The organism is Azospirillum sp. Sh1 (genome assembly GCF_008365135.1).
Lineage (GTDB): Bacteria > Pseudomonadota > Alphaproteobacteria > Azospirillales > Azospirillaceae > Azospirillum > Azospirillum oryzae.
Genome location: NZ_VTTK01000006.1, coordinates 139434 through 153635 on the forward strand (window position 1 = coordinate 139434; position 14202 = coordinate 153635).

7 protein-coding genes and 1 CRISPR repeat array are annotated in these 14202 nt (G+C 66.7%); all 7 genes read right to left on the minus strand.

The window, feature by feature from the left end; genetic code table 11:
* Positions 1 to 5 precede the first annotated feature (5 nt).
* Positions 6 to 1859: a type I-C CRISPR-associated protein Cas8c/Csd1 gene (cas8c, locus tag FZ029_RS08870; protein WP_188051875.1), complete on the minus strand. Its 1854-nt coding sequence runs from the start codon at positions 1857 to 1859 to the stop codon at positions 6 to 8.
* Complete coding sequence (gene cas5c, locus FZ029_RS08875; protein ID WP_149268977.1) at positions 1856 to 2551, minus strand: type I-C CRISPR-associated protein Cas5c; 696 nt, start codon at positions 2549 to 2551, stop codon at positions 1856 to 1858. Before cas5c ends, cas8c begins: the two co-directional genes overlap by 4 nt.
* Before the next feature lie 134 nt (positions 2552 to 2685).
* A complete protein-coding gene (locus FZ029_RS08880) occupies positions 2686 to 4974 on the minus strand; it encodes a CRISPR-associated endonuclease Cas3'' (protein WP_149268928.1) in 2289 nt (762 codons plus the stop codon).
* A 227-nt stretch (positions 4975 to 5201) separates the two neighbouring features.
* Positions 5202 to 6815: a CRISPR direct-repeat array (repeat unit 32 nt; unit sequence GTCGCCCTCCGTGCGGGGGCGTGGATTGAAAC).
* Between the two features lie 226 nt (positions 6816 to 7041).
* Complete coding sequence (locus tag FZ029_RS08885; protein ID WP_149268929.1) at positions 7042 to 7911, minus strand: ParB/RepB/Spo0J family partition protein; 870 nt, start codon at positions 7909 to 7911, stop codon at positions 7042 to 7044.
* Positions 7901 to 8929, minus strand: coding sequence for an AAA family ATPase (locus tag FZ029_RS08890; RefSeq protein WP_149268930.1), 1029 nt, complete (start codon positions 8927 to 8929; stop codon positions 7901 to 7903). Before FZ029_RS08890 ends, FZ029_RS08885 begins: the two co-directional genes overlap by 11 nt.
* 175 nt (positions 8930 to 9104) lie before the next feature.
* A complete protein-coding gene (locus FZ029_RS08895) occupies positions 9105 to 10040 on the minus strand; it encodes a replication protein RepA (RefSeq protein WP_149268931.1) in 936 nt (311 codons plus the stop codon).
* Positions 10041 to 10395: 355 nt separating this feature from the next.
* Positions 10396 to 13950: a DEAD/DEAH box helicase gene (locus FZ029_RS08900; RefSeq protein WP_149268932.1), complete on the minus strand. Its 3555-nt coding sequence runs from the start codon at positions 13948 to 13950 to the stop codon at positions 10396 to 10398.
* Positions 13951 to 14202 lie beyond the last annotated feature (252 nt).

A 14202-nucleotide genomic window follows, 5' to 3' on the forward strand; every position in this document is an offset into this window, starting at 1 on the left:
GCGGCTCACTCCGGGATGGGGATGGTGACGACCGGCGTGTCGTCTTCGATGTCGGCAGTATCGGAATCAGCGGAATTGGGGTCGGCTGCGGCGCCCTTGCCGGTCTTGCGGTCGGCGCGCTCGTGGTAATAGCCGAGGAAGAACAGCCCGCGCTGTTCCAGGTCCAGCGTCGCCGGAAAGCCGGTCAGCGGTCCCTGGATGTCCTGCAGCGCCGCGTCCAGCACGCGGGCGAGGCCGCCCTTGGTCCCGCGCACCTTCTTCAGGTGCTTCTGCGCCAGTTCCAACAGGAAGGGGAAGGCGGCGCGCGGCGTGGAGGACGCGGCGCCGATGTGCTTGTCGCGGATGGTGGCGTTCAGGTCGCGCCCGTCGGCGGCGGCCTGCTGGATGCGTTCCAGCACCGCGAACAGGCGGCCAAGCCGATAGCCGGGGTCGGTGCGGTTCGGATCGAGGCTCACGAGGCTGTCCCCCTCTTGCCCAAGGCCGGCAAGCCGCCGGCGGCGCACCAGCACCGCCTTCAGCAGCGCCATGCGCGGGTGGTTGATCGTGTGGTCGGCGCGGATGCGGTCGAGCAGGACGGCCAGCAGGCTGGCCGGATACGCCCCGCCGCCCAATACCGCGCGCAGCAGGTCGCCCTGCAGCTTGGCCAAGCCCTTGTCGTTCGGGTCGGGGCGGGCATGGTCGCCGTCGCGGCGGTACTTGGCCTTGGTCTCGTTGGCCAACGCCCAGACGGTGGGGCGGCGGGGCTGGTTGTCCCATTGGGTGATCAGGTCGAGGTCGCGGAAATGCTGGGCCAGCCGGTCGGCCATCGCGCCCAGCCCGTCGGCCACCCAGAAGCGCACCGCCAGCCGCGCGGCGTTGCCCGACAGGCCGAGCACGAAGAAGCGCGCCCCGACCTCCTCCGAAAACAGCCCGTCGCGGCCCTTCGCCAGCCGGTCGAGCGCCGCCCCGATCTCGCGGGCCAGATCCTTGTCTTCCGCCCGCTCCTCCGGCCGGCCGAAGACGAGGCCGACATCCTTCTCGAACCGGGTGGGCCGGTCGGTCCAGTACAGGACGGAGACCTCGCCGATGACGATGTGCCGTTCGCCCCGCTGGGCCAGCAGATGGTTCAGCACCGCCGTATAGCCGTGCGCCGCCCGCGTGGACATCGGGGCGTTGAAGTTCTGCGTCTTGCCGTAGGAGGTATAGGCGTCGTCGTTGAAAGAGACCAGCGCCGCCCCGGCGGTCTGGGCGCCCGGCACACCCTTCACCGCGGGGTGGATGCGGGCGATGGGCTGCCCCTCCTCCCCGGTGGCGAGGCACTGACCGACTGCGGCCCCCTCCTCCTCCGCCAGCAGGGTCCGTTCCCAGGCGGCGCGGATCTCCGGCAGATCGTGGATGAAATCCTCGTCATTGCGCTGGCGGAAGACCAGCCAGCCCGACAGGATCTCCGGGTCCGACACGGGCGGCATCCGCCCCGGTTCCCAACTGCGGAAAAAGTCCAACACGGCGCGGGCGGCAGGGTGATTTATTCCCGCCAGCACCGCCTCGTGCCGCACACGGGATGCGGCGAACTGGTCCAGCGCCCGCGCCTGCTTGTCTCTCTCCGCCACGCCGAACAGATAGGCGGCGGAATCGCACAGGAAGCCGGGCAGGATCGCGACCGTCCGGCGCGGCGGCTGCGGCGCGTCGATCAGCAGGGGCCGCTTCACCATCTTCTTGCCGGCGGCGACGTCCTGCCGCATGTCTTCGACGGTGAGGACGCCGCCGTCGGGATGCAGCACGACGCAGCCCGTGACCTTCTCGGTGGAGAAGCCGTAAGGCGGCAGATCGCCGGCATCGCGCAGCCGCTCGTAATAGCGGAACAGCTCGGTGATGATCATCGCCCACCCCCAGAACGGGGAAGCGGCGGCACCTCGATCACCCCGTCCACCATGGTGGCGCGGAAAAAATGCGGGACACATTGATCCGTGCAGCGGTGCTGACCAGTGATCGATGAACTTTCGTCATGTTCGATGTCGTGCAGCATCCAGCCCAAGTCGCGCGTGCCGCGCAGCTCTTCCGCGATTTCGGGCATGCCATCGACCGGTGCGAACCAGGCGGGGAACTCGCGGCAGCCCAGGCAGGGCTGCCAGACACATTGGCCGCGCGCGATCCGGCGGCGGGCCATCTCCGCATGCTTGCCGGGATTGTCCGCCGCGCCTGCCTTGGCCGTCATTTCGAAATGCGCATCGATGACATAGCTGACATTGCGCAGCAGGACGCTGGCCCGCTGCTGCCGTTCCTCCTCGGCGTAGAGCGCCGGAGCCGCGCCGCCCGCCATGCCCTGGCGCGCGGTGGCGTAGGATGCCTTGGACCCCACCTCGTTACGCCGGATGGTGTCGAAGCGGATCGGCTTCAGCACATGGATGCGGTCGATGACCCAGCGGATCGCCGGCTTCCAATGGATCGCCTCCAGCACCCCGCGTGCGGCGGACGGGGTGATGACGTCGTAGGACACGCGTTCCGCCTTCATCTCCGGACGCGAAAACAGGGCGCGCTCACCCCAGACGTGAACTCGGATGCCTTGGGACATGGATTCACTCACCCTGGCGCTGCAAGGGACAAACCAACGCTGCTCAGGCAACCGGATTGAGTCAACCAGGGAGAGAAAATGCCGCAGGTGCATGGGGCGGCTCCTCGACCGCCCTTCACACCGCTCCCAATCCTTCAGACAATATTGCTCTCTTCATCTCTCTCCCGCGGATCCCGCGCCCTAAGACCAAGGTGGTCGTCGTACGCATCTCCATCCGCAAGCACGAGGAACTGCCTGTCCGGACCCACCGCCTGCACCGTCCCGGCGGCAAGCAGGCGCAGTGCCCTCGACCGGGGCAGTGACACCGTGTGCCGTTGCAGCTTGCGCGCCAGGGCCGCCGGACGTTCCGCCGTGCGCAGGGCGGCGACCCAACCGCGGGCCGCATCCGTGCGGGGCGTGATCACCGCCATCTGGTCGTCGTCGATCAACCGGAACCGCTCCGCCACCTCCCGGAACGGCAAGGCGTCCAGCCGCCCTGCCCCACCGAAGGCCGCCCACGCGCCGCAGACGTCGAAGGGGTCGCCGCCATTGCTGCTCCGCCCCCGTCGTCCCGTCGCGTACAGGGCGCGGAAGTAGGACTCCAGCACCGCCGGATCCAGGGCGTCGTTCCAGTCGCGGCCATAGAGCACCTCGCGCGCCTTGTCGCGGCGGCGGTTCAGGTCGGCCAGCTTCAAGGCGCGCTCCGTCTCGAACACCAGCACGGAGCCCAGCGCGCCCTCCCCCAGCTCTCCGTGCCGGTTGCAGCGCCCGGCGCTCTGGGCCACCGAATCGAGTCCGGCCATCGCCCGCAGCACCAGCGGAAAGCTGACATCCACCCCGGCTTCGACCAGCTGTGTGGAGACGACCCGGCAGGGCCTGCCGTTCCTAAGGTCGTCACGGATGGCATCGAGCACCACAGTGCGGTGTTCGGCGCACATGGCGGCGGACAGATGGCGAAGGCCCGTCACCTTCCGCTCCCTCAGCCGCAGGAACAGGTCGGCGGCATGCGGTCGGGTGTCGACCACGCACAGCGCCTGCGGAGCGTCGGCAAGACGGTCGGCCAGCGCCTCGTCGTCGAGGGGGCCGGCATGCTCGACGCGGACCCGCCTCATGGCATGGTGCAGGCGCTCTGGATCCGGCATGATCGGCGTGATGTCCGGAAGCCCGAAATCCAGCGGCCGGTCCTTGCCCAGCGCCGGCTGCGTCGCCGTGCACAGCAAGACCGTGCAGCCATAGCGCTCCACCAGTTCGCGCAGCACGGCCAGACAGGGGCGCAGATGCGGCACCGGCAGCAATTGCGCCTCGTCCAGCACGATCACCGAGCCGGCAACATTGTGCAGCTTGCGGCAGCGCGACGGCCGGCCGGCGAAGAAGGATTCGAAGAACTGCACCGCCGTGGTGACGACAACCGGCGCGTCCCAGTTTTCCGCCGCCAGCTTGTGCCGGTCGGGGCCGCTACCCTCCTCCGCCACACTGCCATTCGCATCCTGCGGCGGACGGTAGGCGCAATGATGCTCCACCACCGCACCGGGCAGGCCGGCGAAGACCTTGTCGCGGAACTCCTGTGCGGTCTGCTCGATGATGCTCAGATAGGGGATCACATAGATCACCCGCCGCAAGCCGCGCTCGCGGTGGTGACGCAGGTGGGCCAACGCGAAGGCCAGCGAGGACAGAGTCTTGCCGCCCCCCGTCGGCACGGCCAGGGAAAACACCCCCGGCGGCCCAAGGGCGGCGGCGCGGCAGCGGTCCAGCACTTCTTCCCGGATGCGGTTGACGGGGCTGCCGCCTTCGGCCTTCGCCTCCACCATCTTGTTCGCCAGATAGCGGTCGAGCGCCACCGCAAGCGCGTCGGGATCGGGCGCGTGGCCGCGCTCCGCCGCCATATCCGGATCGGCAAAGCTCTCGGTCGCCAGCGCGTCCGCATCGGTCAGGCAGGAGAACAGCATCCGCACGAACAGCGACGCCTGGAACCCGTCGCGGAATGTCGGCGGTGGCAGGCCGTCCGGCAGCAAAGGCGCAACCTCTGCCATGAACCCGGCGCGCGCCGCGGCAGCCGAGGGTGATTCGGCGATCCGCTTTTGCAGGCTGCCGCGCTCCCCTGCCCCGCCGTCCGGAAGCCCGGCGTGGTGGCCGGCCACCGCATAGGCCAGCATCCAGCCGGCTTGATCCTTGTACCGCTCCAGCGCATAGACGGCCCCGGCGGTGGAATGGTCGACCTGCCCCCGCCTGCCGTTCGCGGTTGACAGATAGTCCTGAAAGGCCTGAGCATATTTCCCGGAATCGTGCAGCAGGCCCAGCGCCCGTGCGAACGCCGCCGCCGACCCGTCCGCCAACAGTTGGGCACCGAATCCGTGCGCGATCTGGGCGACGAGTTCAAGATGCTTCCGCAGCGGCTCCCATTCGGTCTTGGGCCGATCGGGAAGCGTATGGGCGTAACAGTCCATGACAACCTCGCGCGATGGTGGTTTCCCACCTTACCAGCGCAAGCGAACCTGCGCGAACCCCAAGCTCCCATGGCGATGCCAGGGGGTTCGCACAGCCGAATGACACAGGAGTGCCAACGGATCGAGCGCTGCGCAGGCAAAGGCTCGCCACCTTCCCGGATTTGAGGAGGCAGGTTCGCGCAAACAGGCCTATTCTCCATGCAACAACAAAATCTTATACTCGGGCGGTCGCCCTCCGTGCGGGGGCGTGGATTGAAACCGCATTCTCTGCATGTTGTGCCGTTTTTTATCAGGTCGCCCTCCGTGCGGGGGCGTGGATTGAAACCTGATCGGCAAGCACGGATCGAAGCAGAAGGCCTGTCGCCCTCCGTGCGGGGGCGTGGATTGAAACACGCTGGATCGCACTGGCGCTGTCCAGCGCTCCGCGGTCGCCCTCCGTGCGGGGGCGTGGATTGAAACCCCACACTCGGCTGCATGGGTCCATCCCCATCGCGTCGCCCTCCGTGCGGGGGCGTGGATTGAAACTGTTCATTGTGCATCTCGTCCCGCAGCCGCACGTCGCCCTCCGTGCGGGGGCGTGGATTGAAACACTCCGCAGCGGCCGGCACGCGCCGGCTGGATGTCGCCCTCCGTGCGGGGGCGTGGATTGAAACACCGTCTCCCCAGCATCGCCGCAGCGCCTTCGATCAGTCGCCCTCCGTGCGGGGGCGTGGATTGAAACTTCGCGAGTTGGATGGTCTGTGGCTATCCATCGTCGCCCTCCGTGCGGGGGCGTGGATTGAAACTCCCCCTCCTGCGCGGCCAACGCCGCGGTCCCAGGTCGCCCTCCGTGCGGGGGCGTGGATTGAAACATGAACAAGGCGTGGGACCGGTTTGTCCCCGGCCGTCGCCCTCCGTGCGGGGGCGTGGATTGAAACAACCGGACCAAGAACCAAGTGCTCGGCAACTCCGCGTCGCCCTCCGTGCGGGGGCGTGGATTGAAACAGCGCGTCATGACCGACAGGCCCGTTATTCGCTCCTGTCGCCCTCCGTGCGGGGGCGTGGATTGAAACTACATAAACAACGCTGAGTTCGTAACGATTGCGCAGGTCGCCCTCCGTGCGGGGGCGTGGATTGAAACGTGTCTGATGAAAAAGGTTGCGGTGGCCTGTGCGTCGCCCTCCGTGCGGGGGCGTGGATTGAAACTGCGATATCGCAATATCGTAATATCACGATATCATGTCGCCCTCCGTGCGGGGGCGTGGATTGAAACACGTCTATGCCCGCGCTCTCGCCTGCCATCTGGGTCGCCCTCCGTGCGGGGGCGTGGATTGAAACGGGCTTTGGGTGTCCAGATACTCGAAGAGGAAAAGTCGCCCTCCGTGCGGGGGCGTGGATTGAAACCGGTACAGCACCTGCGGATCCTGGGCGAAGATGGTCGCCCTCCGTGCGGGGGCGTGGATTGAAACTTGCCGGTGATGTCGGCGCTGTCGCGGCTGCGGGTCGCCCTCCGTGCGGGGGCGTGGATTGAAACGAGATCGAATGGGCGGTCTGACCGGGCGTCAGCGGTCGCCCTCCGTGCGGGGGCGTGGATTGAAACCGCGGCCTGCATCCAGGTAAATTTGACACACCCCCGTCGCCCTCCGTGCGGGGGCGTGGATTGAAACTGGTCGTCGGAGTTCGGCGTCCAGTTGATCGTCGTCGCCCTCCGTGCGGGGGCGTGGATTGAAACATGCTGCTTGGACTGTACAACACCGACACCGCCGGTCGCCCTCCCTGCGGGGGCGTGGATTGAAACCCATGGGAAGCGGTCTTTATGGTGATCCCACCGTCGCCCTCCCTGCGAGGGCGGGTGTTGGAACGATAGCAACGGCGGAGGGGCTGAGGAGGTCCGCCGGCGCGGTCACCGGAATGCTGGCCGCCATGGTCATTGTCCGTCGGGCGGTCGCGGAGAAAATGCCCAGCAGTCGCAAAATTCCGGCAGCGCTCGCCCGGTTCAGCATCTCCGGAGGAGGGGAGGGGGGTTATTAGACGTCTAATAGCGCGGGGATCGGTAAGGCCTCGGCTTATTAGACGTCTAATAGCGTGTCACTCGCCGAGCAGCGTATCGATGGCGCTGCGCAGCGTGCGCAGAGCCTCGCGGTCGGCATCGTCGAGCCGGCTGCCGCCGTCGCTGAGATCGCGCAAGCTTGCAACTCCCTTGTGCAGCGCCCGCAGGGTCGTTCGGTGCGCGGCGGGGGCAGGGGAGGAGGCTTTGCGCTGTTGCTTGGCCTCGCGCACCGCTTTCACCGTGAGGCCGGCTTTCGCACGCTCCCACAACTGGGCCTGCAGCGTGGCGTCGCCGAGTTCCGACAGCTCCATCAGCACCGAGACCGACACATGGCTCTGCTGCGGCGCATCTTCCTGGATCGCCGTCGGCAGCCGCAGAATGCCGAGCAGCCGGGCCACGTACTCTTGCGATTTGCCGATCAGGACCGCCGCCTGATCCTGTGTCAGCCCCTTGTCCTCGACCAACCGCTCCAGCGAGCGCGCGACGTCGATGGCGTGCAGGTCGACACGCTGGACGTTCTCGATCAGCGCCAACGCCTGGGCGTCGTCGGTGTCGAGCACCAGCGCCGGGATGGTCTCGCGGTCGAGCTGGCGGAAGGCCCAGTAGCGCCGTTCGCCGGCAATGATCATGAAGCGGTCGACGGCGATCTCGCGGACGTTGATCGGCTGCAGCAACCCCTTCTGCTCGATCGACGCGGCCAGCGTAGCGATGTCGGCTTCCTGGGCGTTGCGCCGCGGCTGATCGGGATCCGGTTCGATCTGGCCAAGCGGGATTTCCCGGAAACGCATCTTGCCGCTCAGTCCGAACAGCGCCCTGTTGCTGGTCCCGCCACCGCCGGCGGCGGCGCGGCTGATCGTCCGCTTCAGCAGTCCGGTGTTGGCGACATCGAGCCCCTTCTTAGACGCCATGGCCAACCTCCGCCCGCGCCAGCGCCAACAGCGCCTCGGTGATTTCCTGGTAGCTGTCCGCTCCGGCGGAATTCGGATTCATCGCCAGCCCCGGCCGGCCGGCCAATACGCTCTTGGTGTAATCGGCGGCCCGGCGCACCGGCGCGAACAGGCGCAGGTTCTCCGACGCCGCCATCGCCTGCAGTTCGGTCAGGATCTGCTCGTCCTGCAGCCGGCGCGGGCTGAACATCGTCGGCAGGATGCCGAGGATCCGCAGCCGCGGGTTGACCAGCTCGCGTACGCCGGCGATGGTCTCGAACAGTTGGGGAATACCCATCAGCGACAGCATCTCCGTCTGAGTCGGGATGAGAAGCTGGTCGGCGGCGTTCAGCACCGACACGGTCAGTTCGCCCAAATGCGGCGGGCAGTCGAGAATGATGAAATCATAGTGGCCGGACAGCTGGGCGATCTTCGCGCGCAGGATCAGTGTCCCGTTGGGCTGGCGCAGCAGTTCGCGGTCGGCCGCCGCCAACGAGATGGAGGAGGGCAGCAGATCGAAGGCGCCGTCGCACACCGGGGTGACGAATTCCCGCAGCGGGCGCGTCGAGCGCAACGCATGGGTCAGCGTCTCCTTGACCACCTCGCGCTCGTGCGGGTCGACGCCGAGGTGGACGGTCGCGTTCGCCTGCGGGTCGCAGTCGACCAGCAGCACCCGCTGGCCCTGCCGGCTCAGCAGCCACGCGACATTCACGCAGGTCGTCGTCTTGCCGACCCCGCCCTTCTGGTTGGCGGCGCACAGCACGAGCGGAGCATTGCGCGGGCTGGAAGCGGCCGGTATGCCGACGGGACTGGTCGACGCCTTTAGGGCTGCGCCGACGGTTTGCGGAATGCGCTCCGCTCCGGTTTCCCAGCGGGAGATCTTGGCGCGGTCATAGCGGCGGCCGAGCCGCTCGTTGAGCCAGACCACCAACTCCTGCTGATTCATGCCGCGGTCTTCGCGGTAGCGGCGCAGTTCCTCGCCGCTCATCTCATGCGCCATAGGGTATTGCTCACTCCGGGAGGTGAATTCCCGGAACGATGAGCGACGTTGACGGCACTGTCAACCGATGTGCATCTTGTTGTGCCGCACACGCCATGCCAGACGGTGCCGTGCCCAAGGAACCCTTAGCGCGTACTCTTGCGATGGGGCCTCGCAAGAGTACGTGGTCCTCCGGTCATCGCAAGAGTGCGAACTGCCGTTCCGGCACCGGCGGACGGGAAGGGTGGAGGACGAGGCCGGCATCGTCGATGCTGACCTTCGCATCGGGGTAGACCGCCAGTGCTGCTCTCAGGGCGTCCTGAAAGCGTGGCTTGAACTGGAAAATGTTCTTGTAGCCGGCGCCGAACTGGCCATGCAGGGCGGTCCAGGTCACCGGTGTGGCGGCCCCCAGCACATGCAGGCGGTAGGCGAGCCAGATATAGATGTCGATCGCCATCGATTTGTTGGAGATCAGCTTGATCGCCGGCTCCCACACCGGCACGGGATGCTCGCGCAAGGCCTTGAAGAAGCTGTCGGACAGGCGCACCGTGTCCACCCACAGGCGCAATTGCTGGTCGTCGTCGGTATCGTAGAGCTGGATGCCGCCCTTGACGATGGTGTCCTTGGCGAATTCTGCCTTCTTGCCCTGGCGTTCCCAGATGAAGGTCAGATTGCAGGCGCTGATCCGGTTCGCCTGTTCCTTGACGTCACGGTACGACTTGCCGCCGGTGGAGACGTTCATCCGGCTCATCCAATCGCGCATCGACGCGCCCAGTTCGACCTCCGGGCTGCCGGTCTGGATGGCGCGGGTCTGCAGGTAAAGCAGGATGAGACGGGCCCGCGAGCCATAAGGGACGCCGAACAGCCGTGTCGTGCCGTCATTGTCGGGCAGACGGCCCGGTTCGATGATCAGCTTGACCTTGTGTCCGGGGCGTTCCCAATGCTGCTCGTCCGGCAACGCCTTGTGTGGCAGACTGGTCAGGCAGAAGCCGGCATAGGTGATACCGAGGGCCTTGCTCTCGGTCGCCAGTGCTTCCGCTGCCAGATCGACGAAGGGGCGCTCCTGTTCCGGGACGAGACGGCGGGCATCGTCGGCGCCATGCGTCCTGATCAGTTCGTGAAGCGTACCCACGGGTCATCCCTCCTGCCAGAGCTGTCAGGAGTGTGACCTGTCGGGCTATGAACCGCAACGCGTACTCTTGAGAGCATAGCTAGTAGGAATCCTATTTGAGACTCTATTAGTTGATTCATCGCAAGAGTACGGGGGAAAAGCCGAGTCGATCCGAGTCGCGTATCGCAAGAGTGCGTATCGGCATCGCAACAATACGCGGGACAAGCCGGCGCCGCCGCTTGGCTGGGCGATCGGTCATCGCAAGAGTACGCAATCGGGCTGCGAATCGGCAATCGGAGAGGACGGCGGCCGGCATGTTCATCGCAAGAGTACGCGGGCCCATGGTGCGGAGGCCTGGGGTACCCTCCGGTCGGCGTCATTCCTTGATCGGGGCCAGCAGGAAATCGAGGTCGTCGGCGGTCAGCAGGTCCTCGGCGGTCCGGCCCTGGTCGTAAATCGCCTCACCCAGCCGGCGCTTGCGCTCCTGAAGCTGCACCATGCGCTCCTCCACCGTGCCGGTGGTGACCAGCTTGTAGACGAAGACCGGCTTGTCCTGGCCGATGCGGTGGGCGCGATCGGTCGCCTGGTCCTCCACCGCCGGATTCCACCAGGGATCATAGTGGATCACCGTGTCGGCGGCGGTCAGGTTCAGTCCGGTGCCGCCGGCCTTCAGGCTGATGAGGAACAGCGGCACCTCGCCCGCCTGGAAACGCCTGACCGGCGTCTCTCGGTCCCTGGTGTCGCCGGTCAGCTCAACGAAAGGGATGGAGAGCCGGTCGAGTTCCGGCTTGATCAGGTCGAGCATCGAGGTGAACTGCGAGAACAGCAGGATGCGCCGGCCGTCGGCCAGCAGTTCCGGCAGCATGTCCAGAAGCCGGTCCAGCTTCGCCGAGTCCGCTCCCTTCGCCACCCGCTTGCGCGTGCTCTCCAGCTTGACCAGCCGCGGATCGCAGCAGACCTGCCGCAGCTTCAGCAGCGCGTCCAGAATGGTGATCCGGCTGCGCGCCAACCCCTTGCGCGCCACCTCGTCACGCACACGCCGGTCCATGGTCAGGCGGATGGTCTCGTAGAGGTCGCGCTGGCCGCCGCCGGGCTCCACCGTCTCCAGGATTTCGGTCTTGGGCGGCAGCTCCGCCGCCACCTCCTCCTTGGTCCGGCGCAGCAGGAAGGGGCGGACGCGGCGGGCGAGCACGCGCTGGCGGTCTGCATCGCCATGCTTTTCGATGGGCGTGCGGAATGTCTTCCGATAGCCGGTACGGTCGCCGAACAGCGAGGGCACGCTGACCGCGAACAGCGCCCACAGCTCGTCCAGGGTGTTCTCAACCGGGGTGCCGGTCAGGCACAGGCGCTGGCGCGCCTGCAGCGCCTGCGCTGCCTTGCTCGCCTGGCCGCCGGGGTTTTTGAGATACTGTGCTTCGTCGAAGATCGCCAGATGCCAAGGCTGGGCCGTCAGCACCTCGCGGTCGCGCGGCAGCAGGGCGTAGGAGGTCACCACCAGATCGTATTCGGCCAGCGACCCGTGAGCCGTTTTGCGCTGTGGACCGTGCAGGACGAGCGTGCGCAAGGCCGGCGCGAAACGCCGCACCTCCGCCCGCCAGTTGCCGAGCACGCTGGTCGGCGCCACCAGCAGGCTTGGGCGATCGAGCCGGCCGGCCTCCTTTTCCACCAGCAGATGGGCCAACGCCTGCAGCGTCTTGCCCAACCCCATGTCGTCGGCGAGGATGCCGCCGAAGCCGTGGGCGGCGAGGAACTGCAGCCAGTCGAGCCCGGTCTGCTGATAGGGCCGCAAGGTGGCGCGCAGCCCCTGCGGCGGCGCCACCGTCGGCAGCCCGTCCGCCTCGCTCAGAGCCTTGGCCATACCGCGCACGGCATCGGCGCCGAGCAGTGGAATGCCGGCGGCCGACGCGGCTTCCTCCAGCGCCGATAGGTCGCCCAGATGGGACCGGCCGATGCGCAGCGTCCCACCGGTGGGCTGCAGGCCGAACAGCTCCATCAGCACGCCGATCATCGGCGCCATCCGCTCCACCGCCAGCGGCAGGTAACGGGTGTCCCCGATCCGCACGAACATCGTTCCGGATGGCGCCAACTGCTCCAGCACCGCCTCCAGCCCTGGCGCTCGTCCGTCCATCCCGTCGGTGCCGTCCTCCACTTCGACGACCTCGTCGAAAATTTCGGTGTCGAGGAGGTACGGATCAATCCGGGCGAGCGCATCGATCACCTCGCGCAGCACCGGCAACAGGTCGATGCGCTCGTCGGCGACATCCACCCCAAGCGACAGGCCGAACCAGTCGATCCCCGAGCCGTCCTCGACCTCGAACGCCCAATCCTTCGGCGCATCGAGAACCTCGAAGGGGAAATCCGGCGCGATCTCGATGGTCCAGCCGGCGGCCCGCAGTTCGGGGAGCACCGAATGGCAGAAGTTCAGCCAGACCGACTGTTCATCGAATTCATCGCCAGGGACGGCGAACAGCTCGTTGGCAACCGGCGGAGCGCCACCGATGCTGAGCGGCATTGGTGGGATGGCGAAGCCGGCCTCCTCCAGCCGCTTTATCGCCTTCTTTTCCTCTTTCGGTTGAGGCTCCGCGGTGACGAGGACACCGTCCTCCATCCATTGCAACGGCGGGCCCCGCCGTTTCCAATGCAGGCAGGTGCCGGCATAGTCGAAGTGCAGGTCGGCAACCGGGAGTTCAATCACCGCCGTCGACCCATAGCCGGTCTGGTACAGGTAGGAGGCCCCTAACAATGTAGCAACTTTTAGTTGCAATTTCGGCCGTGGCACAAGACGGCGCCGTTCTGTCCGCGCTGGAGGAGTCGGCAGCACTGGCAGCCGGTCGCCGAGCCGTTCCGCCTCGGCTCGGAAGGCGGCCACCTCGTCCGGCGGTAGCGGCGGGGCCGTCAGAAGTGCGACGGCGATGTGTGGAGACACCGCTGTCGCATCGACCGGGCCGTAGGTGGCGTTCGTCGGATCGACATAGAGCAGTGGCACCGTTGGCAGCACGACGGTCGCCAGCGTGTCGGCACCGTTCGGCATGACCGTGATGGTGAAGCGCTGGCGGCCCGCGCTATCAGTCTCCCAACACGGCGTCCCGGTCAGGACGGGGCCTGAGTGCAGCGGTTTGCCGGTGCGGAAATCCTGCCAATACAGCCGGCCAGTGCGCAGCATGCGCTCGATCAACCAGGGGGCCACATCGGCCGGCAGCAGGAACCCCTGTGTACCGGTCTGTGCATTGCGCGACACGGCATTCAGCAGCGCGTGATCGGTCGGGGTGACGAACTTCGCCGAACCCAGCGTGCCGAACTGATAGGTATCATACGCTTTGTCATCGTTGGCGAACTGGCCGTCCTTGCGCAGGGTGGCGGAGATGATACGGAGCACCAGCGTCCGCTCGCCGGAGGGATGGTCATCCAGGCGCAGGACATAGAGCAGCCGCTTGCGGACGGTGTCGGCGTACTGATCTGTGGTTTCGCGCAGCACTGCCGTATTGAGCCGTGCAAGCAAGTCCTTCACCGTAACCGGGAGCCCGGGGTCCTTGGGAGTCATTTTGTCCTGAACGGCAACTGCCGCCGGTGTCGCTGACGATGAGATGGGACCAGCGGTGGATAACCGTTCAGACTGCCGGCCGGCGGAGGGAATGTTGGAGGCGCGCTCTGCCCAGGCCATTATCGCCGCGGCGACATGCTTGCAATTGTAACCCACCGGACAGTCGCACTCGCCATCCACCTGTTTCAGCACGCCGTCGGCGATTTTCACCCTGATATCCTGACCATAGAGCGCGCGACCCGAGCCCCGGACCGTCGACGTCACGCTCCAGTCAATCCCCCGCCGCAACTGAGCCTCAACGGTTCGGACGCGGCCGTCCCGCCAATATTGCCGGCCCCGTTCGAGAGAGCCTGGATCGATGAAGTGGCGCAGACCGGACAGGGCGAACACGCGGCATGTCTCCTGTTGGATGTCCGAATATGGCGCATTATCCGTGGCGGGCTTCTTGGTCGCAAGTGGCAGCGGCCGTGTTCCGGAGCATGGTGTAGGAGCTTGGGGGAGCCGGCCCGCCTACGCCAGCCACGGGGCGGCGCATCGGCGGGGATGACTCACAACCGCTCGACCACCGCCTTGGGCGCTGTGACGGACAGCGCGTAACCGCCGTTCCGCTTCGCAAGACACAGTCGGAACTCACTGTTGCTC

What these genes read in the sequence shown, in the direction of transcription:
- cas8c (WP_188051875.1), bottom strand. Translation starts at nt 1,859, where the DNA reads ATGATCATCACCGAGCTGTTCCGCTATTACGAGCGGCTGCGCGATGCC.
- cas5c (WP_149268977.1), bottom strand. Translation starts at nt 2,551, where the DNA reads ATGTCCCAAGGCATCCGAGTTCACGTCTGGGGTGAGCGCGCCCTGTTT.
- FZ029_RS08880 (WP_149268928.1), bottom strand. Translation starts at nt 4,974, where the DNA reads ATGGACTGTTACGCCCATACGCTTCCCGATCGGCCCAAGACCGAATGG.
- FZ029_RS08885 (WP_149268929.1), bottom strand. Translation starts at nt 7,911, where the DNA reads ATGGCGTCTAAGAAGGGGCTCGATGTCGCCAACACCGGACTGCTGAAG.
- FZ029_RS08890 (WP_149268930.1), bottom strand. Translation starts at nt 8,929, where the DNA reads ATGGCGCATGAGATGAGCGGCGAGGAACTGCGCCGCTACCGCGAAGAC.